The sequence below is a fragment of the Kineococcus mangrovi genome (assembly GCF_041320705.1).
GTDB classification, from domain to species: domain Bacteria; phylum Actinomycetota; class Actinomycetes; order Actinomycetales; family Kineococcaceae; genus Kineococcus; species Kineococcus mangrovi.
Genome location: NZ_JBGGTQ010000006.1, coordinates 314,176 through 335,502 on the forward strand (window position 1 = coordinate 314,176; position 21,327 = coordinate 335,502).

Annotated in this window: 25 protein-coding genes; 16 read left to right on the forward strand and 9 right to left on the reverse strand. The window is 73.0% G+C overall.

Annotation, left to right across the window (positions count from 1 at the left end):
• Positions 1–18: 18 nt before the first annotated feature.
• Genes AB2L28_RS14840 through purU form a run of 3 tightly spaced genes read left to right on the forward strand, consistent with a single transcriptional unit; the run spans position 19 to position 4,739 of the window.
• Complete coding sequence (locus AB2L28_RS14840) at positions 19–2,499, forward strand: GcvT family protein (RefSeq protein WP_370719749.1); 2,481 nt, start codon at positions 19–21, stop codon at positions 2,497–2,499.
• Between the two features lie 5 nt (positions 2,500–2,504).
• Complete coding sequence (locus tag AB2L28_RS14845) at positions 2,505–3,878, forward strand: L-serine ammonia-lyase (RefSeq protein ID WP_370719750.1); 1,374 nt, start codon at positions 2,505–2,507, stop codon at positions 3,876–3,878.
• Positions 3,879–3,887: 9 nt separating this feature from the next.
• Positions 3,888–4,739 (forward strand): formyltetrahydrofolate deformylase, encoded by an 852-nt coding sequence (gene purU / locus AB2L28_RS14850; protein WP_370719751.1) that lies wholly within the window; start codon positions 3,888–3,890, stop codon positions 4,737–4,739.
• A gap of 6 nt (positions 4,740–4,745) precedes the next feature.
• Here the strand turns inward: purU and AB2L28_RS14855 are convergent, their stop codons facing one another.
• Complete coding sequence (locus tag AB2L28_RS14855) at positions 4,746–5,351, reverse strand: class I SAM-dependent methyltransferase (RefSeq protein ID WP_370719752.1); 606 nt, start codon at positions 5,349–5,351, stop codon at positions 4,746–4,748.
• Positions 5,348–5,812: a hypothetical protein gene (locus AB2L28_RS14860; protein WP_370719753.1), complete on the reverse strand. Its 465-nt coding sequence runs from the start codon at positions 5,810–5,812 to the stop codon at positions 5,348–5,350. Before AB2L28_RS14860 ends, AB2L28_RS14855 begins: the two co-directional genes overlap by 4 nt.
• Before the next feature lie 69 nt (positions 5,813–5,881).
• Between AB2L28_RS14860 and AB2L28_RS14865 the strand changes: the two genes are divergently transcribed.
• Positions 5,882–6,406, forward strand: coding sequence for a PadR family transcriptional regulator (locus AB2L28_RS14865; protein ID WP_370719754.1), 525 nt, complete (start codon positions 5,882–5,884; stop codon positions 6,404–6,406).
• A gap of 18 nt (positions 6,407–6,424) precedes the next feature.
• Here AB2L28_RS14865 and AB2L28_RS14870 read toward each other — a convergent pair whose 3' ends face one another.
• Both AB2L28_RS14870 and AB2L28_RS14875 read right to left on the reverse strand, forming a co-directional pair.
• Positions 6,425–6,838 carry a hypothetical protein gene (locus AB2L28_RS14870; RefSeq protein ID WP_370719755.1) on the reverse strand — a complete coding sequence of 138 codons (414 nt, stop codon included), beginning with the start codon at positions 6,836–6,838 and terminating at the stop codon, positions 6,425–6,427.
• Positions 6,839–7,079: 241 nt separating this feature from the next.
• Entirely contained in the window at positions 7,080–7,475 is a 396-nt protein-coding gene (locus AB2L28_RS14875; RefSeq protein WP_370719756.1) for a hypothetical protein, read from the reverse strand.
• A gap of 114 nt (positions 7,476–7,589) precedes the next feature.
• Here AB2L28_RS14875 and AB2L28_RS14880 point away from each other — a divergent pair, with 114 nt between their 5' ends.
• From AB2L28_RS14880 to AB2L28_RS14895, 4 genes are read left to right on the forward strand one after another with little or no spacing between them, the layout of a single operon-like run.
• Positions 7,590–8,270 (forward strand): GntR family transcriptional regulator, encoded by a 681-nt coding sequence (locus tag AB2L28_RS14880; protein WP_370719757.1) that lies wholly within the window; start codon positions 7,590–7,592, stop codon positions 8,268–8,270.
• Positions 8,267–9,796 carry an MmgE/PrpD family protein gene (locus tag AB2L28_RS14885; RefSeq protein ID WP_370719758.1) on the forward strand — a complete coding sequence of 510 codons (1,530 nt, stop codon included), beginning with the start codon at positions 8,267–8,269 and terminating at the stop codon, positions 9,794–9,796. Before AB2L28_RS14880 ends, AB2L28_RS14885 begins: the two co-directional genes overlap by 4 nt.
• Before the next feature lie 10 nt (positions 9,797–9,806).
• Positions 9,807–10,715, forward strand: coding sequence for a methylisocitrate lyase (prpB, locus tag AB2L28_RS14890; RefSeq protein WP_370719759.1), 909 nt, complete (start codon positions 9,807–9,809; stop codon positions 10,713–10,715).
• Positions 10,712–11,851, forward strand: a complete 1,140-nt coding sequence (locus AB2L28_RS14895) for a bifunctional 2-methylcitrate synthase/citrate synthase (RefSeq protein WP_370719760.1) — start codon at positions 10,712–10,714, stop codon at positions 11,849–11,851. Before prpB ends, AB2L28_RS14895 begins: the two co-directional genes overlap by 4 nt.
• 15 nt (positions 11,852–11,866) lie before the next feature.
• Here the strand turns inward: AB2L28_RS14895 and AB2L28_RS14900 are convergent, their stop codons facing one another.
• On the reverse strand, positions 11,867–12,448 hold the full coding sequence (locus AB2L28_RS14900) for a TetR/AcrR family transcriptional regulator (RefSeq protein ID WP_370719761.1): 582 nt from the start codon (positions 12,446–12,448) through the stop codon (positions 11,867–11,869).
• A 92-nt stretch (positions 12,449–12,540) separates the two neighbouring features.
• On the opposite strand from AB2L28_RS14900, the gene AB2L28_RS14905 reads away from it, so the two are divergent.
• Both AB2L28_RS14905 and AB2L28_RS14910 read left to right on the forward strand, forming a co-directional pair.
• Positions 12,541–13,461, forward strand: a complete 921-nt coding sequence (locus tag AB2L28_RS14905) for an alpha/beta hydrolase family protein (protein WP_370719762.1) — start codon at positions 12,541–12,543, stop codon at positions 13,459–13,461.
• A gap of 70 nt (positions 13,462–13,531) precedes the next feature.
• On the forward strand, positions 13,532–13,999 hold the full coding sequence (locus AB2L28_RS14910; protein ID WP_370719763.1) for an NUDIX hydrolase: 468 nt from the start codon (positions 13,532–13,534) through the stop codon (positions 13,997–13,999).
• 14 nt (positions 14,000–14,013) lie between these two features.
• Here the strand turns inward: AB2L28_RS14910 and AB2L28_RS14915 are convergent, their stop codons facing one another.
• The gene (locus AB2L28_RS14915) at positions 14,014–15,081 is read right to left on the reverse strand and encodes a cell wall-binding repeat-containing protein (RefSeq protein WP_370719764.1); all 1,068 of its coding nucleotides are present in this window, start codon (positions 15,079–15,081) and stop codon (positions 14,014–14,016) included.
• 91 nt (positions 15,082–15,172) lie between these two features.
• Positions 15,173–15,880, reverse strand: a complete 708-nt coding sequence (locus tag AB2L28_RS14920) for an endonuclease/exonuclease/phosphatase family protein (protein WP_370719765.1) — start codon at positions 15,878–15,880, stop codon at positions 15,173–15,175.
• 300 nt (positions 15,881–16,180) lie between these two features.
• Between AB2L28_RS14920 and AB2L28_RS14925 the strand changes: the two genes are divergently transcribed.
• Positions 16,181–16,798, forward strand: a complete 618-nt coding sequence (locus AB2L28_RS14925; RefSeq protein WP_370719766.1) for a GTP cyclohydrolase II — start codon at positions 16,181–16,183, stop codon at positions 16,796–16,798.
• Between the two features lie 5 nt (positions 16,799–16,803).
• The gene (gene ribD, locus AB2L28_RS14930; protein ID WP_370719767.1) at positions 16,804–17,841 is read left to right on the forward strand and encodes a bifunctional diaminohydroxyphosphoribosylaminopyrimidine deaminase/5-amino-6-(5-phosphoribosylamino)uracil reductase RibD; all 1,038 of its coding nucleotides are present in this window, start codon (positions 16,804–16,806) and stop codon (positions 17,839–17,841) included.
• Between the two features lie 456 nt (positions 17,842–18,297).
• On the opposite strand, the gene AB2L28_RS14935 is transcribed toward ribD, so the two are convergent.
• Together AB2L28_RS14935 and AB2L28_RS14940 are read right to left on the reverse strand one after the other, a co-directional pair.
• On the reverse strand, positions 18,298–18,954 hold the full coding sequence (locus tag AB2L28_RS14935; RefSeq protein WP_370719768.1) for an SMI1/KNR4 family protein: 657 nt from the start codon (positions 18,952–18,954) through the stop codon (positions 18,298–18,300).
• A 72-nt stretch (positions 18,955–19,026) separates the two neighbouring features.
• The gene (locus AB2L28_RS14940; RefSeq protein WP_370719769.1) at positions 19,027–19,272 is read right to left on the reverse strand and encodes a hypothetical protein; all 246 of its coding nucleotides are present in this window, start codon (positions 19,270–19,272) and stop codon (positions 19,027–19,029) included.
• 99 nt (positions 19,273–19,371) lie between these two features.
• On the opposite strand from AB2L28_RS14940, the gene AB2L28_RS14945 reads away from it, so the two are divergent.
• From AB2L28_RS14945 to AB2L28_RS14960, 4 genes are all read left to right on the forward strand, one after another.
• Positions 19,372–19,656 (forward strand): cold shock domain-containing protein, encoded by a 285-nt coding sequence (locus tag AB2L28_RS14945; protein ID WP_370719770.1) that lies wholly within the window; start codon positions 19,372–19,374, stop codon positions 19,654–19,656.
• A 99-nt stretch (positions 19,657–19,755) separates the two neighbouring features.
• Complete coding sequence (locus tag AB2L28_RS14950) at positions 19,756–20,232, forward strand: hypothetical protein (protein ID WP_370719771.1); 477 nt, start codon at positions 19,756–19,758, stop codon at positions 20,230–20,232.
• A gap of 94 nt (positions 20,233–20,326) precedes the next feature.
• Complete coding sequence (locus tag AB2L28_RS14955) at positions 20,327–20,860, forward strand: type II toxin-antitoxin system Phd/YefM family antitoxin (protein ID WP_370719772.1); 534 nt, start codon at positions 20,327–20,329, stop codon at positions 20,858–20,860.
• Complete coding sequence (locus tag AB2L28_RS14960) at positions 20,857–21,144, forward strand: type II toxin-antitoxin system RelE family toxin (RefSeq protein ID WP_370719773.1); 288 nt, start codon at positions 20,857–20,859, stop codon at positions 21,142–21,144. Before AB2L28_RS14955 ends, AB2L28_RS14960 begins: the two co-directional genes overlap by 4 nt.
• Positions 21,145–21,327: the final 183 nt, after the last annotated feature.

Consider the following 21,327-nt stretch of genomic DNA (forward strand, 5'->3'; position numbering starts at 1 on the left):
CGGCGGAGGGAGAACCCCATGAGCACGACCCCTCGCGTGGTGATCATCGGCGCCGGCATCGTCGGCGCGAACCTCGCCGACGAGCTGACCGAGCGCGGCTGGACCCGGGTGACCGTCCTGGACCAGGGGCCGCTGCCGCTGGCGGGCGGGTCCACCTCGCACGCCCCGGGCCTGGTGTTCCAGACGAACTCCTCGCGGACCATGACCCACCTGGCCCAGTACACCGTCGAGAAGCTCAAGAGCCTCGACGTGGACGGGCAGTGGTGCTTCAACCAGGTCGGCGGGCTCGAGGTCGCCACGACGCCCGAACGGCTGACGGACCTGCAGCGCAAGCTGGGCTGGACGAAGGCGTGGGGCGTGGGCGGGGCCGAGCTCATCGGGCCGCAGGAGTGCAAGGCGCTCTACCCGCTGCTGGACGTCGAGAGGGTCCTCGGCGGGCTGCACGTGCGTTCCGACGGTCTCGCCAAGGCCCACCGCGCCGTCACCGCCCTCATGCGCCGCGCCACCGGCCGCGGGGCGGAGTTCCGCGGGCTGCAGCGCGTCGTCGCGGTCGAGCACGCCCACGGCAGGGTCACCGGCGTCCGGACCGCCGAGGGCACCGTCCCGGCCGACGTCGTCGTCTCCTGCGCCGGGTTCTGGGGGCCGGAGGTCGGGGAGCTCGTGGGGATGAAGGTCCCGCTGCTGCCGCTGGCGCACCAGTACGTCAAGACGGGGCAGGTCGCCGACCTCGTCGGGCGCAACAGCGAGCTGGCCGAGGCGTCGCTGCCGATCCTGCGCCACCAGGACAAGGACCTGTACTACCGCGAGCACGTCGACCGCATCGGCATCGGTTCCTACGCCCACCGCCCCATGCCCGTCCGGCTCGACGAACTGCCCGAGGGTGAGGTGACGTCCTCGGCGATGCCGTCGATGCTGCCGTTCACCGAGGAGGACTTCGCCCCGAGCTGGGAGGACAGCCAGGACCTGCTGCCGGCGCTGCGCGGCACCAAGGTCGAGGAGGGGTTCAACGGGATCTTCTCCTTCACCCCCGACGGCGGGTCCCTCGTCGGGGAGTCCCGCGACGTCGCCGGGTTCCACATCGCCGAGGCCGTGTGGGTCACCCACTCCGCGGGGGTGGCCAAGGCCCTCGCGCAGACCCTCGTCGACGGGTTCTCCGAGTACGACCTGCACGGTCTGGACGTCCACCGCTTCGAGGAGGTCCAGCTCACCGACAGCTACGTCAGCGAGACCTCCCAGCAGAACTTCGTGGAGATCTACGACGTCCTGCACCCGCTGCAGCCGCGCACGTCCCCCCGTGACGTGCGGGTCAGCCCGTTCCACTCCCGCCAGCGCGACCTCGGCGCGGTGTTCCTGGAGTCGGCCGGCTGGGAGCGCCCGCACTGGTACGAGGCGAACGCCGCCCTGGTCGGCGAACTGCCCGCCGAGTGGCAGCCGCCGGCCCGGGAGGCGTGGGCCGCGCAGTTCCACTCGCCCGTCGCCGCCGTCGAGGCGTGGAAGACGCGCACGGCCGTGGCGATGTACGACATGACCCCGCTGAAGCGGCTGGAGGTGTCCGGGCCCGGCGCCGTCGCGCTGCTGGAACGGCTCACCACCTCGAAGATGGACAAGTCCGTCGGTGCCGTCACCTACACCCTGTTCCTCGAGGAGGACGGCGGCGTCCGCAGCGACGTCACCGTCGCCCGCCTCGGCGCGGACGTGTTCCAGGTCGGCGCCAACGGGCACCAGGACGACGTCTTCCTGGAGCAGCAGGCCGCCCGGTACGCCGACGAGCTCGGTGCCGTCCACGTGCGGGACATCACCGGCGGCACCGCCTGCATCGGTCTGTGGGGGCCCGACGCCCGGCGCGTCGTGCAGAAGCTGTCCACCGACGACTTCAGCAACGAGGGTCTGAAGTACTTCCGGGGGAAGGCCGCGACGATCGGCGGGATCCCCGTCACCGCGCTGCGGTTGTCCTACGTCGGTGAGCTCGGCTGGGAGATCTACGTCAGCGCCGAGGTCGCGGGCCGGCTGTGGGACGTCCTGTTCGAGGCGGGCCGGGAGTTCGGCGTCGTCGCCGCCGGCCGCGCCGCCTTCAACAGCCTGCGGCTGGAGAAGGGGTACCGCTCGTGGGGCACGGACGTGACCGCGCAGCACAACCCCTACGAGGCCGGGCTCGGGTTCGCGGTCCGCTCCCCGCTGGACTCCTTCCGGGGTGGTCCCGCGCTGGAGGGCGTCAGCGAGGAGACGGCGCAGCGCAAGCTGACGTGCCTCACCGTCGACGACGGCCGGAGCGTCGTGCTCGGGTCCGAACCGGTCTCGGTCGGCGGGGAGGTCCAGGGCTACGTGACGAGCGCCGCCTTCGGCCACACGATCGGCAAGCCGATCGCGTACGCGTGGCTGCCCGCGGCCGCGACGGCGGTCGGGACGGCGGTCGAGATCGAGTACTTCGGCGAGAAGATCGCAGCGACGGTCACGGCCGAACCCCTGGTCGACCCCGAGATGCACCGCATCCGCGGCTGACGCCGGTGACCATCAGCGTCTTCGACCTGTTCAAGGTCGGCATCGGCCCGTCGAGCTCCCACACCGTGGGGCCGATGAGGGCGGCGTTCCTGTTCGTCGAACGGCTGCGCGCCGAGGGGACCCTCGCTCGCGTCGCCGGGGTGCGCTGCGAGCTGTTCGGGTCCCTCGGGGCGACCGGGCACGGTCACGGCAGCGTCGGGGCCGTCGTGCTGGGCCTGGCCGGGGAACAACCGCACCTCGTCGACCCGGTCGCCGCCGGCCCCGTCGTGGAGGCGGCCCGGACGACCGGCCGGCTGCGGCTGGGCGGCGCGCACGAGGTCGCGTTCTCGACGGACGACGACGTCGTCCTGCACCGCCGCAAGCGACTGCCGTTCCACAGCAACGGGATGCTGTTCACCGCCCGGGACGGGACCGGGGCGGAGGTGGCGCGCCGGGAGTTCTACTCGGTGGGCGGGGGTTTCGTCCTCGACGAGGACGAGGCGGGCAACCCCGTCCTGGTGCCGGACACGACACCCGTCCCGTACCCGTTCACCACCGGTGACGAGTTGCTGGCCATCACCGAGCGGACGGGGCTGCGGATCAGCGACGTCGTCCTGGCCAACGAACTGTCGTGGCGGACCGAGGAGGAGGTGCGCAGCGGGTTGCTGCACATCTGGTCCGTCATGCAGGAGTGCGTCGCGCACGGCATCAAGACGACCGGCACGCTCCCGGGCGGGCTGAAGGTGCGCCGCCGCGCCGCGGCTCTGAAGGAGCGCCTCGAGAACGAGGCCGACGAACGGGACCCGCTGCGCGCCATGGAGTGGGTCACGCTGTTCGCCCTCGCGGTCAACGAGGAGAACGCCGCCGGGGGCCGGGTCGTCACCGCTCCGACGAACGGGGCGGCGGGCATCGTGCCCGCGGTCCTGCACTACGGGGAGATGTTCCTCGACGGGTTCGACGACGACGCCGTCGTCCGGTTCCTGCTCACGGCCGCGGCCATCGGCACCCTCTTCAAAGAGAACGCCTCGATCTCGGGCGCGGAGGTGGGGTGCCAGGGCGAGGTCGGGTCCGCGTGCTCCATGGCGGCCGCCGGGCTCGCCGAGGTGATTGGCGGCACCCCGCAGCAGGTGGAGAACGCCGCCGAGATCGGCATCGAGCACAACCTGGGCCTGACCTGCGACCCCGTCGGCGGGCTCGTGCAGATCCCCTGCATCGAGCGCAACGCCGTGGGGTCGGTCAAGGCCATCACCGCCGCCCGGATGGCCGTGCGCGGCGACGGCCGGCACCACGTCACCCTCGACAAGGCCATCAAGACCATGCGGGAGACGGGCGCGGACATGAAGGACAAGTACAAGGAGACCGCCCGCGGCGGTCTCGCCCTGAACATCGTCGAGTGCTGAGGAGCAGCCATGACCAGCAACGCCGTCCTGACCCTCAGCTGCCCCCAGCGGCCGGGCATCGTCAACGCCGTCACGTCCTTCGTGTACCAGCACGGGTGCGACATCACCGAGCACCAGCAGTTCGACGACGCCCGCACTGGCCGGTTCTTCTCCCGGACCGCGTTCAGCAGCGTCTCGGGTGACATCGACGCCGAACGGCTGACGCAGGAGTTCGGTGCGACCGCGTCCTCGTTCGACATGGAGTTCCAGTTCGGCGGTGGCCGCGCCCCGCGCCTCCTCGTCATGGTCTCGAAGATGGGTCACTGCCTCAACGACCTGATCTTCCGCTGGCGCTCGGGCAGCCTCGGCGGGGACGTCGTCGCGGTCGTCTCCAACCACGAGGACCTGCGCCCGATGGCCGAGGCGGCGGGGCTGCCGTTCGTCCACGTCCCCGTGACGGCGGCCACGAAGCCCGAGGCCGAGGCGCGGCTGCTGGAACTGGTCTCCGAGCACGAGGCGGACCTCGTCGTCCTCGCGCGGTACATGCAGGTGCTGTCCGACGACGCGTGCCGGGAGTTGAAGGCTCGCGCCATCAACATCCACCACTCGTTCCTACCGGGGTTCAAGGGCGCCAAGCCCTACCACCAGGCGTTCGACCGCGGGGTGAAGCTCGTCGGCGCGACCGCGCACTACGTGACCCCGGACCTCGACGAGGGCCCGATCATCGAGCAGGAGGTCATCCGCATCGACCACACCCACGACCCGGCGGCGCTGGCGACGGTGGGCCGGGACGCGGAGGCCCTGGCGCTCTCGCGCGCGGTGAAGTGGCACTGCCAGCAGCGGGTGCTGCTCAACGGGCACAGCACCGTCGTCTTCCGCTGACGGGCCTCACCCGGTGGCGGTGGCCGCGAGCACCCCGTGCGGCCGCCGCTCACCGTCCTGCCCGCGGGTCAGGCGTTCGGCTTCGGTGAACCCGTGGGCGGTCAGGAGCGCGGACAGCTCGTCCACCGGCCAGCGGTGCGCCGTGGTGACGCGGTGGTCGAAGGGTTCGCGGACCGGTCCCTCGAAGAACCCCAGGACGAACCGGCCGCCCCGGGCCAGCAGCCGGCGGATCTCCTCGAGCGCTTCGTCCAGCTCGTCCGGGTCCCGGTGGATGAGCGAGTACCAGGCCAGGACACCGGCCACGGACGCGTCGGCGCGGTCCAGTCCCGTGAGGGACCCCTGCTGGAACGGCACCTGCGGGTGGGTGCGGCGGGCGTGCTCGACGAACTCGGGGACGAGGTCGACCCCCGTCACGTCGCACCCCGCCGCGTGCAGGAACGCGGCGAGGTGGCCGGGGCCGCACCCGAGGTCCAGCACGGGTCCGGCCAGGCCCGTCAGGTGCCGCAGGATCAGCTGCCGGTCGTCGGGGTGGACGACGTCCATCGTCGCGAGCCGGTCGAGGTAGGCGTCGGCCATCGCCGAGTAGGCCCGCTGCACGCGGTGGGAGTTCACCGCGGCACGGTAGCGAGGGGCCTGCTGCGGCCGGCGCGCCCGGCCCGCCGCGAGGCCCAGGCGATCGCGGGGGAGCCGACGAGCGTGGGGACGACCCACGCGAGCGGGCTCGACCAGTTCACGACGAGGGCCGCGGTGACGAACGAGACGTAGGACCCCGCCGTGAGCGAGACGTGGACCGGGAGCCAGCCCGGGCGCCGTCGCCGGGCCACGACGAGCCCCGCGACGGCGGCGGCCTCCGTCGCGACGGCGATGACGAGCAGGCCCCACAGGGTGGTGGGGGCCGTCAGGGACAGGGCGACGGCGGTGGAGGTCATGAGGGCCACCACCACCTGGTAGGTCGCGCCGAGGCGCACGTGCCAGCCGCGGCGCTTGGGGACCGCGAGCGCCGCGGCTCCCACGAGCAGACCGGTGCACCCGGCGGCGACGTGCGTTCCGAGCAGCACTGCGTGGGCATCCATGACGTACCTTCCCTTGTGGACGGTGATGTCAGGATCATCCGTCCACAGTGGACTGTCAAGGGGAGTGCGATGGCCGGCGTCAACGCGACCGTGGGGTCGCTCCTGGGGTTCCTGCACGAGGGGCCCCAGTCGGGGTGGGACCTCATGGAGACCGCCCGGGCCCGCATCGGCGACTTCTGGTCCCTCACGCGCAGCCAGGTGTACCGGGAACTCACGGGCATGGCCGAGGGCGGCCTCATCGCCACCGACTCCACCGGGGTGCGGGACCGGCGGGTCTACCGGCTCACCGACCAGGGGCGGGCCACCTTCCGCGCCTGGGTGTCCCAGCCGCCGGGGGAGGAGAACATCCGCTACCCGTTGCTCCTGACGCTGGCCTTCGCCCGGCACCTGCCCCCCGACCGGCTCGCCGAGTTCCTCGCCACCCACCGGGCCGTCCACCAGGGGAGGTGGGAGGCGTACCGGGCGCAGGACGAGCAGGCCCGGACGGCGGGGGCGGGTCCCCTCGACCTCGTCACGCTCGACTTCGGGCTGCGGTACGAGCGGGCCGTGCTCGACTGGTTCGACGGGTTGGGGGACCTGGCGGGAAACCCGTGACCACGGGATCGAGCCCGTTCACCCGGCCGGGTCGAGCAGGAGGTCGACGAGGACTCCGTCCTCCTGCCCCGGCGCGACGTCGCCCACCTCGGCGTCCGGGTGGGGCAGCAGTCGGGAGAACTCCCAGTCGGCGGTCGTGACCTCCCGGTACCGCAGGCTCCCCGCCACGGGGTACCAGCAGACCTGCGGCGTCCCGTTCGGCCAGGTGTCACCACGACCCTCGAGGCGGCGGTCCAGCGCTCTGACCCGGGTCCGCACCACCGTGCCCCGGACCGGCGGCGGTGGCGCCTCCTCCGTCACGTGGAACTCCCCGAGCAGGAACCCGCGCACGATCCCGTGGGCACCGTCGGGTCGCCGCACTTCGGGTGGCAGGTCGTCGAGGTCGAGGTCTTCGTCCAGGTCGTCCCAGCCGTCACCCGGCGACGCGGGCACGACGAGCAGCCGACAACCCTCAAGCCGCTGCCCCACCACGGGTTTCGGCGAACAGCAGCCGATCTCCCAGGAGGACACGTGGAAACGGACGGTCCGGTGGTGCGTCATCTCGAAAGCCCCGCGATCTCGGCGAACCGGGGCGCGAAGGCTCCGGGCGCGGGGTACCCGACGAGTCGAGGGTAACCCGGCAGGGTCCTCGGCGCCACGGTCCAGACCTCTTCGTGAGGCGTTCGGTCGACCGTCAGTCCCGGTAGGGCGACGGCGGGCCCGGCGCGTGGTTCCCGGGCACGCGCACCGTCACGCGGAAGTCGTGGTGGGAGCCGAGGACGACCTCCCCGGTCCACGGGTCTTCCAGGTGCCCGTCGTCCTCGCCGAAACCGCATAGCGCCGACCCGTCCGGGATCCGCAGGACAGGCTGCGCCGTCCCGTCCTCGTGGACCACCTCCACGTCGACCACGCGGCCCCGCACGTGCTCGATCGGCCAGATGACGCCGATCTCGTGCCGGGTCTCGACCAGCGACGTGGTGCCGTCCTGCGTCGTCACGACCACGCAGGCCACGTCGACGACCTGGCCGCGCTCGTACGACGGACCGCAGCACTCGTGCTCCCAGCCACCCACCGCCACGACGACGTCCACGGGGCGAGGCTACGCGGCGACCGGACCGGGTGCCGAGACGGCCAGGGGCTGTGTAGGAGGTTCTGCATGCACTGAGCAGTTGACGAACGCTGGAACCGGGTCGAAGGTGTCCGTGTGCATGCACAGCGACGTGGTGGAGCGACGGAGCGGGCGTACGCCCGGCTGCGCGCCGACGTCCTCGACGGTGAGCTGGCGCCCGGTGCGGTGCTGGCGGAGCTGGAGCAGAGCGCGCGGCTCGGCGTCTCCCGCACCCCGGTGCGGGAGGCGTTCGCCAAGCTCGTGCACGACGGCCTGGCCCGGCCCGTCGGGGGGCGGGGGCTCGTCGTCGCCCCGCTCGACCTCGCCGACCTCGACCAGCTCTACGACGTCCGCGAGGCCCTGGAGGTGAAGGCCGCGCGGCTCGCGTCCGGTGCGCCCGGGCGGGCGGTGTTCACGCGGTTCGCGGACCGGTTCGCCCACGCGGGCGACCTCGTGGGGTCGGGTGAGCTGGACCGCTACTACGCCGTCACGGCCGAGTTCGACGCCGCGGTCGACGAGGCCGTCGCGAACCCGTGGCTGGTCCGTGCGCTGAGTGACGTGCGCACCCACCTGGTGCGCATCCGCCGTCTCGCCCGGCACGACCCCGCCCGACTGCTCGCCGCCGCGTCCGAGCACCAGCTCATCGCGGAGGCGCTGGCCGCGGGGGACGCCGACCTGGCCGCGCACGCCGTGCACGTCCACCTGCACCGCAGCCGCACCCACTTCAGGGCCCACCTGAACACCCCGACCCACCAGCACGACGAGGAGAGCGCGTGAAGCAGCACGAGGTCCGCGTCCACCGCAGCGACGAGGAGTTCGGCCGCGAGGCCGAACTCGCCTGGCAGCTCGCCCGGCTCGCGACCGACGAGGTCGCCGTCCGCGGCCCCGTCGACGACGACGTCGCCGAGATGGTCGTCAACCGGGTCGTCGACAACGCCGCCGTGAGCGCCGCGTCGCTGCTGCGCCCGCCGGTGGTCGCGGCCCGGTCGCAGGCGCTGGACCACCCGCCCTCGCGCGGCGGTGCGGGTGCCCGGATCGTCGGCACGACGGAGACGACGTCGCCGGAGTGGGCCGCGTGGGCCAACGGGGTCGCCGTGCGCGAACTCGACTTCCACGACACGTTCCTGGCCGCCGAGTACTCCCACCCCGGGGACAACATCCCGGCTCTGCTGGCGGTCGCGCAGCACGTCGGCTGCGACGGGGAGCGGTTGCTGCGCGGGATCGTCACGGCCTACGAGGTGCAGGTCGACCTCGTGCGGTCGATCTCGCTGCACCGGCACAAGATCGACCACGTCGCCCACCTGGGCCCGTCGGTCGCCGCGGGGCTCGGGACGATGCTCGGGCTGCGCACCGAGGTCGTCCACCAGGCGATCGGCCAGGCCCTGCACACGACGACGGCGACGCGGCAGTCCCGCAAGGGCGCCATCTCCACCTGGAAGGCGCACGCGCCGGCGTTCGCGGGCAAGGTCGCCGTCGAGGCGGTGGACCGGGCGGTGCGCGGGCAGACGAGCCCCGCGCCGATCTACGAGGGTGAGGACGGGGTCATCGCCTGGCTGCTCGACGGCCCCGAGGCGCGGTACCTCGTCGACCTGCCCGAACCCGGGGAGCCCCGCCGGGCCATCCTCGACACGTACACCAAGGAGCACTCCGCGGAGTACCAGGCGCAGGCCGTCATCGACCTCGCGCGCCGGCTGCACCGCGAGCACCCGGAGCTGCGCGACCCGCAGAACGTGGAGAGCATCGTCCTGCACACCTCCCACCACACCCACGTGGTGATCGGGTCGGGGGCGAACGACCCGCAGAAGTACGACCCGACGGCGAGCCGGGAAACCCTCGACCACTCGGTGCCGTACATCTTCGCCGTCGCGCTCCAGGACGGCGGGTGGCACCACGTCGACAGCTACGCCTCCACCCGCGCCGGCCGGCCGGACACCGTCGCGCTGTGGCGCAAGGTGTCCACCGTCGAGGACCCGGAGTGGACCGAGCGGTACCACGCGACCGATCCGGCCCGGAAGGCGTTCGGGGCCCGGGTCGAGGCCCGCCTCGCGGACGGTCGCACCATCACCGGCGAGATCGCCGTCGCCGACGCCCACCCCCTCGGCGCGCACCCGTTCACCCGCTCCCAGTACGAGGCCAAGCTCGCCACCCTGGCCGCCGGCGTCCTGCCCGACGAGGAGGTCGCCCGGTTCACCGCGCTGGCCCGGCGGTTGCCGGAACTGTCCGCCGAGGAGGTCCGCGACCTGCAGGTGGTCGCTCCGCCCGAACTGCTCGAGACCGTCCCGCTGCCCGCCGGCCTGTTCTGAGGAGAACCCCGTGCTGTACTCGTCGACGACGCCGAGCGCCAAGCGCGCCGCGTTCCGCCAGGCCCTCGCCGGGGCCGACCTCCTGCGGTTCCCCGGCGCCTTCAACCCGCTGTCCGGCCGGCTCGTGCAGCGGCACGGGTTCGAGGGAGTCTACGTCTCCGGGGCGGTCCTGTCGGCCGACCTCGGCCTGCCCGACGTCGGGCTGACGACGCTCACCGAGGTCGCCGGTCGCTCCGCGCAGATCGCCCGGGTCACCGACCTGCCCGTCCTCGTCGACGCCGACACGGGGTTCGGTGAACCCCTCAACGTCGCCCGGACGGTGCAGGTGCTGGAGGACGCCGGGGTCGCCGGCCTGCACGTCGAGGACCAGGTGAACCCCAAGCGGTGCGGGCACCTGGAGGGCAAGCAGGTCGTCGACGAGGCGACGGCCGTCCGCCGGGTCCGCGCCGCCGTCGACGCGCGGCGGGACCCCGACTTCCTCGTCGTCGCCCGCACCGACGTGCGGGGGGTCGAGGGTTTCGACGCGACCGTCCGCCGGGCGAAGGCCCTCGTCGACGCCGGGGCCGACGTCGTGTTCGCCGAGGCCATGGCCGACCTGTCGGAGTTCGAGGCGATCTGCTCCGCGCTCGACGCGCCGGTCCTGGCGAACATGACCGAGTTCGGCCGCAGCGACCTGTTCACGCACGAGCAGTTGCGCGACGCCGGGGTCCGCATCGTCATCCACCCCGTGTCGCTGCTGCGGCTGGCGATGGGCGCGGCCGACCGGGCCCTGTCCGGGTTGGGCGCCAGCGGAACCCTGGAACCGGTGGTGGACGAGATGCAGACCCGCGCCGAGCTGTACGACCTCGTCGACTACGCCGGGTACGGCGAGTTCGACTCCTCCGTGTACGACTTCAGCCTGGAAGGGAACCGAGGATGACCCACCCAGCGATCCACCGAGGCCTGGCGGGTGTCGTCGCGGACACCACCGCGATCTCGAAGGTCGACCCGGACACGAACTCGCTGCTGTACCGGGGGTTCCCGGTGCAGGAGCTGGCGACGCGCTGCTCGTTCGAGGAGGTCGCGCGTCTGCTGTGGGACGGCGACCTGCCGGACGCGGGAACCCTGGACGCCTTCCGGGACCGCGAGCGCGCGGGCCGGGCCCTGGACGACCGGGTGCGCCGCGCCGTCGACGACCTGCCCGTCTCGGCGCACCCGATGGACGTCGTGCGGACCGCCGTCAGCGTCCTCGGGGCCCTCGACCCGCAGGCCTCCGAGGACTCCCCGGCGGCGGAGCTCGCCAAGGCCGAACGCCTCTTCGCCGCCCTGCCCGCCGTCGTCGCGCACGCCCAGCGCCGCCGCCGCGGTCAGGACCTGCCCGCCCCGCGCGAGGACCTGGGGTACGCGGCGAACTTCCTGTGGGCGGTCACGGGGGAGGAGCCGGACGAGGTCGCCGTCCGGACGTTCGAGACGTCCCTGGTGCTCTACGCCGAGCACTCCTTCAACGCCTCGACGTTCGCCGCCCGCGTCGTGACGTCCACCCTCTCGGACCTGCACTCGGCCGTCACCGCGGCCGTCGGTGCCCTGAAGGGTCCGTTGCACGGCGGGGCCAACGAGGCCGTGTGGGCCGCGTTCGAGGAGATCGGCCCGGGGGAGGGGGCGCCGGACCGGGCCCGCACCTGGCTGGCGCAGGCGCTGGAGGAGCACCGCAAGGTCATGGGGTTCGGCCACCGCGTCTACCGCCACGGCGACTCCCGCGTCCCCACGATGCAGGCCGCGCTGCGGGAGCTGGCGACGGCCCGGGGGCGGGGGGACCTGCTGGACCTGTCCGACGCGCTGGAGGCCGCGATGGTGCGGGCCAAGGACATCCAGCCGAACCTCGACTACCCGGCCGGTCCCGCGTACCACCTGCTGGGTCTGGACACCGACCTCTTCACGCCCGTCTTCGTCGCGGCCCGGGTGGTGGGCTGGACCGCCCACGTCGTGGAGCAGCGCGCGTCGAACTCGCTCATCCGCCCGCTCTCGGAGTACGACGGGCCCGCTCTGCGGCACGTGCCGGACCGCGCCGCCGGCTGACGTCCGCGGGGCCGGTCAGTCGACCCGGGGGGCCGCGGTGCGGCACCCGGCCAGCAGCCGGGCGACCATCTGCCCGGCCTCCGCGCGCCCGTACCCGGGTCCGGGCAGCGACAGGTTCCCCACCGCGCGCAGCAGGGTGAGCGCGTCGAGCCGCGCGTCGACCTCACCGACCCGCTGAGCGGCGTCGAGCAGGGAGGCGCACGCCGGCACCAGCTCGTCCAGCACGAGGGAGTGCAGGTTCGCCAGGCCCGGGTCGTCCGAGAGCAGGGCCTCGCCCAGCCCGTGCTTGGTCGTGAGGAAGTCGACGAACGCCGCGATCCAGCGGTCCAGCGCCTCCCCCGGTGGGAGCGGTTGCCGCCGCAGCGCCGCGGCCAGCGCCGTGCACTCCTGCACCTGGTGGCGGTACACGGCGCCCACCAGGTCCGCCCGGGTGGGGAAGTGGCGGTAGACGGTCCCGACGCCGACCCCGGCGCGTCCGGCGATGTCCCGCACGGGTGCCTGCACGCCGTTCTCGACGAACGCCGCGGCTGCGGCGTCCAGCAGGGCCTGGCGGCTGCGCTGCACGCCGGCCCGGCGCGCTCCGGACGTGGTGGGCACGGGTCCTCCTTGCTCGCGGAACATTGTTCCGCTAACTTTGACGGAACAACGCTCCGCCATTCTGGCAGAGCCCCGTCCATCGAGGACCCCTCATGACCACCACACCCGACCGCACCCTCGTCGCGGTCAAGCCCCTCACCGTCCCCGCCCCGGGGCGGGACGTCCCCCTGCAGGTCAAGGTCACGGCGCCGACCACGGGCCACGGCCTGCCCGTGGTCGTGTTCTCCCACGGCAACGCCTGGTCCATGGACGGGTACGGACCGCTCGTGGACCGGTGGGCCGCCGCCGGGTTCGTCGTCGTCCAGCCCACCCACCTGGACTCCCGTCACCACGGCACCGGCTTCGACGACCCCCGCTTCCCCACGATCTGGCGCGTCCGCATCGCCGACCTGCACGCCGTCGTGGACCACCTCGACGACGTCCTCGCCCACGTCCCCGGCCTGCCCGCCCGCGCCGACACCACCCGCGTCGCCGTCGTGGGCCACTCCTGGGGAGGGCAGAGCGCCGGCGCCCTGCTCGGTGCCCGGGTCCTGGACGCCGACGGCGTGCCCGGTGCGGACTTCTCCCACCCCGCCGTGCGGGCGGGAGCGCTCGTCGCGACGACCGGGACCGGTGACAGCCTCACCCCGTTCGCCCTGGAACACCTGCCGTTCATGCGCCCGGACTTCTCCACGCTGACGACCCCGGTGCTGGTCGTCGCCGGGGACGCGGACCGCTCGGCGATGTCGACCCGGGGACCGGACTGGTTCACCGACGCCTACCACCTCAGCCCGGCGCCCCGGCGGCTGCTCACCGTCGTCGGGGGCGAGCACACGCTCGGTGGACTGGCCGGGGAGGCCGTGCGCGAGACCACCGACGAGGACCCGGCCCGGGTCGCCCTCGTCGCCGACGCCGTGGCCGCGTTCCTGCACGACGTCCTCGGTGCGGACCCCTCCACCTGGCGCGACCTGCGGGAGCGGGCCGCCTCCTCCGCGACGTTCCGGATCGAGGAGGAGAGCGCCGGGGCCCGGTAGCCCGCCCGGCCCGCCGGACCCGTCGCGGCCGGGACGCGCACCCCGGGGCGAGCGCGGGCAGACTGCCCCGGTGGCCAAGCAGAGCGCCGGTGTCCTGCTGCACCGGCAGACCGCGACCGGGGTGGAACTCCTCCTCGCCCACATGGGCGGGCCGCTGTGGGAGCGCGAGGACGAGCACGCCTGGACCGTGCCGAAGGGGGAACCGGAGGAGGGGGAGGAACTCCTCGACGCCGCCCGCCGGGAGTTCCGTGAGGAACTCGGATTGGCGGTGCCCGACGTCGGCCTCGTCGAGCTCGGATCGGCCCGGCAGTCCTCGGGGAAGGTCGTCACCCTGTGGGCGGGCCGCGCCGACGTGGACGTGGCGACGATCGTCCCGGGCACGTTCACGATGCAGTGGCCGCCGCGTTCGGGCCGGACGGCGCGGTTCCCGGAGGTCGACCGGGCGCAGTGGTTCTCCCCCGAGCAGGCGCGGGTGAAGCTGGTGAGGGGTCAGGTCGTGTTCGTCGAGCGGCTGCTGGCGCTGCTCGCCCGGACCTGACCCCCCCCAGGTCCTCAGTCGCCGATCTCGACCGCGCCGACGGCGGTCACCCGGCCCGAACCGAACGTGTCGAACCAGGCCTCGATCACGTCGTAGGAGGAGTCGACGTCACCCACGAGCAGCGTCGCGCGCCCCAGCGGACCGGCGGCGAGCGCGTCGACGAGGTGGCCGCTCACCCCGGGGGCGAACAGCAGGTCGTCGGCGGGCAGACCGCGGTCGACCGACTCCACCGCCAGTTCGGCGGCCGTGGCGTACCGGTCGTCGCCGGCGGCGCGCTGGGGCGCCGGCAGCGGGGCCAGCGCCTCGGGGGCGACGCCCTCCGGGCCGCCCGCGACGGTCGTCGACGTCACCCCGCGGGCCCGCAGCGCGGCGGCGGCGGGCAGCGGGTCACCGTCGGCGACCAGCAGCAGCGGTTCGGCGAGTCGGGCGGCCGGACCGGACGCGGCCAGCGCGTCGACGAGGTGGGCGTCCTCGCCGGAGGCGACCCAGCCGTGGGTCGCCCGCGGGGCGAGGGCGACGAGCGCGCGGGAGGTCTCGTAGCGGTCGGCCCCGGCGACGCGCGCGGTGCTCGTGACGCCGAGGGCGCGCAACCGGTCCGCCGTCCCCTCGCCCAGCGCGTCGGCCCCGCCGACGAGCAGGACCGCCTGCACCCGGTGCCGCTGCAGGTACGCCGCCGTGGCCGCGGGCACGGCGTCGCGCGTGCCGAGCAGCACGGGGGCGGCCAGGCTGCGGGCCAGGGGCGCGGCGGACAGCGCGTCGACGAGGTGGCGGTCCTCACCGCTGACGAGCACCGCCACGTCGGCCTCGGGGAACCCGTGCTCGGCGATCGCGGCGGCCGTGGCGAACCGGTCGGCACCGCTGAGCTGGACGATCTGGTTCGGGTCCCCGTCCGGCAGCGGCGCACCGCGGTACGACGTCCCCGCGACGCACCCCGGGTGCGTGATGGGCAGTTGCGCGGAGCAGACGGGCGTCAGCGTCTCGAACCCGTCCGCGGGGGCGGCGGACGCCGTCCCGGCCGACCCCAGGGCGAGGGCGGCGGCCACCGGGACGAGAGCGGCGCGGCGCAGGGCGGAGCGGAACACGGGAACCTCCTGGAACAGGTGCGGGAGGTGCCAGTGTGGCAGCTGTGACGAGACCGCCGGGGGGTTTCCGCCGTTCCCGGCCCCGGGGAGGTCAGGCCGGGACGGGCGCCTTCACCCGGGCCTCGACGAGCACGGGCAGGTGGTCGGACCCGGCCTGCTGCAACGTCTTCACCCGCTCGATGTGCATGCCCTCGGAGATCGCGAAGTCGAAGTGCCCGCGGAACCGGCGCCGCACGTAGGTGGGCAGGTCGCTGTGGGAGACCTCGAAACCCTGCTCGGACAACCGGCGCGCGAGCGAACTGGCGAACCACGGGTAGTTGAAGTCGCCGACGACGAGGGCGGCGGTGCCGTGGGCGGCCGCGCGGATGGCGCCGAGGGCCTCGGTGATCTGGTGACGGCGCATGGCGTTCGTCGCCGACAGCGGAGCCGTGTGGATGGAGGCCAGGGTCAGCAGCGCCCCGTCGTCGTGCAGGTCCTCGAACCGCACCGCGAGCAGCCGCTCGTGCGCGGGGGACAGGAACCGGTCGTGCATGGACCGCCGCAACGGCCGCAGCTCGTGACCGTGCGCGCGCAACCGGTCGGGGCGGTAGTACAGGGCCAGGCCCAGGCGGTTGCGCTGCGTCGCCCCAGCCAGGACGAGCGGGCCCACGGTCTCGGGCAGCCGCAGGGTGTCGCACTCCTGCAGGCACAGCGCGTCGACGTCGTGCACCTCGGCCAGCTCGGCCAGTTCCGCCGTCGCGCGGCCCTCGTGGAGGTTGTAGCTGATCGCCCTCAACGCGCGTCCCGTCGGCTGTCCCACCCGTCGAACGTACCGCCCGCTCACGGGGAACGCTCGGCCTCCACCGGCCCGGCGCCCGGCCGCCGCGCGGCGGCGACGTGCCCCGGGGTGCCGCGCCGCCCGCGCTGCTTGACGGGTCACGTCGCCCGGCCTACCGTTGGTTGAAGCATCAAATGAGGTCGGGGGAGCCGCCGCTCACCGTGCCGTCGAGCGGTCCGACCCGCCGCCGACCACACTGGGCGCGGCGACCGCACCGGCCGCCGCAGACCTCCGGGCCGAGACCGCCCGGGGTCACCGCAGGTCCCCCGAGAGGAAGAGATCGTGACCCGGACCCCCGTCGCGACCGTCCGCACCGCCGTCGACGTCCCGCTGCGCTTCGCGGACGGCTACCGCACGACGGCCCGCGTCCACACCTTCGACGGTCTCGTCGACGGCAAGGAGCACCTCGCCCTGGCGCTGGGGGACTGGCAGGACGGGACCCCCCTCGTGCGCCCGCACAGCGAGTGCCTCACCGGGGACGTGTTCGGGTCTGAGCGCTGCGACTGCGGCCCGCAGTTCCGCGAGGCCGTCGAGCGCATCGCCACCTCCGGCGGCGTCCTGCTGTACCTGCGCCAGGAGGGCCGCGGCATCGGCCTGTACGCCAAGCTCGACGCGTACGCGCTGCAGGACCGGGGGCTGGACACCTACGAGGCCAACGTCGCACTCGGGCGCGGTGAGGACGAGCGCAACTACACCGTGGCCGCGCAGATGCTCGCCGCGCTCGGCGTGGAGGGCATCGCCCTGCTCAGCAACAACCCCGACAAGGCCGACCAGCTCGCCGACCACGGCATCGTCGTGGAGCGCCGCGTGCCGACGGGTGTCCACCTGTCCACGGCCAACGCCCGGTACCTGCGGGCCAAGCGCGACCACACCTCCCACACCCTGGACCTGGCGGGCTGACCGTGGTGCCCCCCCTCCCGGCCGACGAGCGGTTCGTGCGGCAGGCCGTCGGCCTGGCCCGGCACGGGTTCGGCACGACCTCGCCGAACCCCGTCGTCGGGTGCGTGGTCGTCGCGGCCGACGGGACCGTGGTGGGGCAGGGGTGGCACGAACGGGCCGGCGGTCCGCACGCCGAGGTGAACGCCCTGGCGCGCGCGGGGGAGCGCGCCGCCGGGGGGACCGCGTACGTCACGCTGGAACCGTGCAACCACCGCGGGCGCACCGGTCCGTGCGTGGACGCGTTGCTGGCCGCGGGGATCCGCCGCGTCGTGTACGCCGTCGCCGACCCCGGGGCCGTGCAGGGCGGTGGTGCCGGACGGTTGCGCGCGGCGGGGGTCGAGGTCGTCGGCGGGGTCCTCGCCGACGAGGCCGAACGGGTCAACGAGGCGTGGCTGACGTCGGCTCGGCGCGGACGGCCCCACGTCCTGTGGAAGTTCGCGGCGACGCTCGACGGGCGGTCCGCCGCCGCCGACGGGACGAGCCGGTGGATCTCCTCGGCGGCCTCGCGCGCCCAGGTGCACGACCTGCGCCGGCGGGTCGACGCCATCGTCGCCGGGTCCGGGACGGTGCTGGCCGACGACCCGCACCTCACCGCCCGCTCCCCCGAGGGCGTCCTCGACGAGCGCCAGCCCCTGCGCGTCGTCCTCGACCGCCGCGGCCGGGTCCCCGCCACCGCACGGATCCTCGACGACGTCGCGCCCACGCACGTCTCGACCGCCGCCACCCCCGCGGACCTGTTGCGGGAGCTGCACTCCCGCGGCGTCGTGTCCGTCCTGCTGGAGGGCGGACCGACCCTGGCCGGGGCGTTCCTGGCGGCGGGGCTCGTCGACCGCGTGGTGGCCTACGTCGCCCCGGCGCTGCTGGGGGAGGGCCGGGCCGCCCTCGGAGCCGCGGGGGTCGCGACGATCGCCGACGCCGTCCGGCTCGACGTCGACGAGGTCGAGGTCGTCGGCGGGGACGTCCGGCTGTGCGGTCGGCCCGTCGGGCGCGGGGGGCCCGGATAGCGCTGCGTCGACGAGGACGTGGGCGAGGACCTGACGCGAGGGAGGTCGCTGATCCGCGACGGCGCGTGCTCGAGGTCGGCGAGGTGGGGTCGACGGGAGAAGCACGCACCAGGACGGTGGGCGCGGTGACCAGGAAGCCGATCCAGCGGGCCGGGTGGCTGCTCGCGGACGCGGACGACCGCGTCGTCGACCGAGAGCACCCGCAGGAGGTGTCCTGTCTCACATGATCTTTCCCGGTCTCATGCGGTCGTTCCCACGTCTCATCCGATCGTCCCAACGTCTCAGCGACCTGTCCCCGCCGCGCGCAGCTCTAGAAACCAGGCCACTGAAGCAGTGTTGGCCCGCCGACCTCTCGACGAGCCGGCAGGTCGAGTTCCGGGGTCAGCCACCGGCGAGGATCGGCTTACCGCGCATGGCGAGTTGAGCGCAATTCGACGTCGCCTGCCGCTGTCGTCGCTACCCGCGAGCCAAGCAATGCGAGTCCGAGTCCGCGTCCTCATCGAACTCCCACCGCAAAGCGCCGTCCTCGACCTGCGGCCGCCAGTACCGGCACGGCGTCCACTGCTGCAGGTGATCAGCCACATCGCTCAGCATCTGTGCGATCGACCACCACCCCAGTCCGTAGTGGTCGAAGTCGTGCTTCATCCAGTGCGTCACACACCCCTGACGCGGGCCCGGACGGCAGTCCACGAACAACACCTCCCCGGACTGGTCCTCATCCAACGGGACGAAGAACGGCAAGAAGGCACCGGCTACCTCCCCGGCGTGCTGCCCCATGGCCAGCACGCCACGCTCGACGAGGTCCTCGTCATCGGCAGCCACGTCCTCCCACACCTCCAGCCAGGTCCGTTGCTCCTCCAAGGACCGGCTCAGCGACATCGGCGAGGACCATCCCGGCAGCACCGCGGCCCACGCATCGCGGTCCCAGCCGCCGTGCAGCCCGAACCACGTCCGCAGCTGCTGCGGCCACACCACCCCGGTGCTCTCCTCGGCGCGAGCCACGTCCTGCGCCGAGGCCGGAGGGTGCAAGGCCGCCGCAGTGGCTGGGGCGTGAGCCAGTAGCCAGGTGGTGATCCGCACCCACGACGTCTCTAGAGGGGTGTCCGTGCTCACGCGCTCATCCTGGCGGTCCACCGGGCTGGGCAGAGACTTCACGGTCATCCCGCGATCCGCTTGGAGATTGGATCAGTAGGTGCCCTCGATCTTCGCCTGCACCACCAGCTCGTCGTAGTGGTCCTCGCCCTCATCGACTGCCTCGGGCGGCACGACGACGATGGACCAGGGCACCTCGCAAGGACCGTTGTGCTCGACCTCAGGACACAGCGCCCTGCTCAACCGCTCCTGGATCTCGAACGCCTGCTCCCGCGAAGCCCACAGGCCGATCCTGATCTCGTACGTCCCCTTGCCGTTCGCTGCGTTGATCGGAGTCACGCTCTGACGCTACGAGGCGGGCGCCCATCTGCGGCGGAATGCGCGGTCATCCCGCGATACGGGCGAGGGGACGGCCACCGGCGGCGGCACACTGAACTCATGGCGATCTTGGCGACGATCCGCAGGTGGAACACCCACCGGGCCCGGGGCGTCCTCGACAGCCCCGAGACTCCCGGCGGCTGCTGGGCCCACCTCTCCCACATCGCCAGACCCGGCCCCTGGGACGTCCAACCCGGCGACGAGTACATGCTCGAGTGGGAGCACGCCCAACAAGACGGCTTCGCCTACCGAGCCGTGCGCATGTGGCCGGCCGACACCGCGCCCATCGACCCGGTAGTCCGGCACAACAGCAGCAGCCTGACCCTCACCTTCGACGAGGACTGAGGGCCGAGCAACGCCACGGTCATCCCGCCGTCCAAGCGCTCGACGACCTCTTGGTCTTGTTGATGACCAAGCGGTCAGCCTGACCGGTAGAACGAGGTCGTGGACGCTCCGGTAGAGACCTCAACACGCATCCAGGACGACCCCCAGCAATGGGCCGACGACATCCACACCGCTCTGCTTCGCCAGCTCGCCGACCCCGCCCGACACCTGCCCGTCACCGGCAACCAGGTTCAGGTGGTGCGGTCCTGGACCGGCGTCCACGACGGCCACCCGGTCCTGCACGTGGTGTACCGCCACCCATGGTGGGACTTCACCACCGGCCTGCGCCGCTACCTCGACGAGGTCGAGCACTACCCCCTGAACTTGCCCACACCCGACGTCGACCCCGCGGTGGACCTCGCTGACGACATCGTGACCTCCGACATCGAGGAGACCCTGGGCTCAGTCTTGGAGTCGATGGTCCCCGACGAGGACGGGGTGTGGTGGTGGGGCCACCCGCCCCTACCTGCCGACGAGCGGCGGCGAGGACCTGCCCCAGGAGCCAATGGACGGTCGGGACCTCGACGACCGCGCTGACGTCCGGTCATCCCGCGGTGCGCGGGCGCACGGTCCTACGCACCGAGGGCGGGACCGTCTTTACGTACGTAAGTCGGAAACGTACAATTTACTCATGCCCTCGGCGACCAAGAAGCACAGCGCGAAGAAGGCCACGCCGACCAGGCGCACCGCCTCCAAGACCGAATCGCGTCGAGTCGAGTCCGGTAGCCTGGCCGACCTCCTCACTCGCGGTCTGCCCGACCACTCTGTCCTCGACGAAGCGGGCACCGACCGCGGTCGACGCCTCGCCCGCGAGCTCCTCGGGGTCCTGCTCCTCAACGGCCTGACTCGCGAGGACGTCGCTGACCTGGCCGACGAGCTACCTAGCCGCGACCTCGTCGAGGGCTTCGAACACGTCGTACCGATCACCCAGGCCCGTGACAACTTCCGCGACATGATCGACCGCGCGCAGGAAGAGCCCACACTGCTCACCAAGCACGGCAGGCCCGTCGCAGCCGTCGTGTCCGCCTCGTTCTACGAACGCGCGATTGAAGCCCTGGAGAACGCACAGGACGCCGAGGCTGTGGCCGCAGCCCGCGCCGAGATGGCAGCCGGCGCGCCGTCGATCCCGGCCGCAAAGATTCACAGCCGCCTGGCTGCGGAGTGAGTGCCTACGACGTCGACTACGCGCCCGCCGCCGACCGCGACCTCAAGCGCATCCGCAAGAGCAACCCCCAGGCTGCCGAGCAGATCGAGACCACCGTCAAGAAGCTGGCGATCAACCCACGCCCGGCGAAATCGACGAACATCGTCGGTTCGGCCGGGGAGTACCGCTTGGAGGTGAAGGGCAAGTGGGGGTCCTTCCGCGTCCGGTATGAGGTCCACGACGGGAAGCTGCTCGTGCTCGTCCTAGCGGTCGCAGACCGAAAGGACATCTACAAGCGGAAGTGATGACCAACGCACGACGGCACCGCTCCCGGCATGTAGCGGCGCGGACGATCTTGCGCTCATGGTTCCTCTCTATGTCAAGGGGCCCTTGCGACGACGTCCATCGGTGGGGATGCTGGTTCCTGCGGGTCCGGGAAGTGGCTCATCCGAAGAACCGACACCGGGGTCGCAGTCGGTCGCGCTGGA

Coding starts and splice junctions, on each gene's coding strand:
- AB2L28_RS14840 (WP_370719749.1), top strand. CDS start 19: ATGAGCACGACCCCTCGCGTGGTGATCATCGGCGCCGGCATCGTCGGC.
- purU (WP_370719751.1), top strand. CDS start 3,888: ATGACCAGCAACGCCGTCCTGACCCTCAGCTGCCCCCAGCGGCCGGGC.
- AB2L28_RS14860 (WP_370719753.1), bottom strand. CDS start 5,812: ATGGATGCCCACGCAGTGCTGCTCGGAACGCACGTCGCCGCCGGGTGC.
- AB2L28_RS14865 (WP_370719754.1), top strand. CDS start 5,882: ATGGCCGGCGTCAACGCGACCGTGGGGTCGCTCCTGGGGTTCCTGCAC.
- AB2L28_RS14895 (WP_370719760.1), top strand. CDS start 10,712: ATGACCCACCCAGCGATCCACCGAGGCCTGGCGGGTGTCGTCGCGGAC.
- AB2L28_RS14905 (WP_370719762.1), top strand. CDS start 12,541: ATGACCACCACACCCGACCGCACCCTCGTCGCGGTCAAGCCCCTCACC.
- AB2L28_RS14945 (WP_370719770.1), top strand. CDS start 19,372: ATGGCGATCTTGGCGACGATCCGCAGGTGGAACACCCACCGGGCCCGG.
- AB2L28_RS14955 (WP_370719772.1), top strand. CDS start 20,327: ATGCCCTCGGCGACCAAGAAGCACAGCGCGAAGAAGGCCACGCCGACC.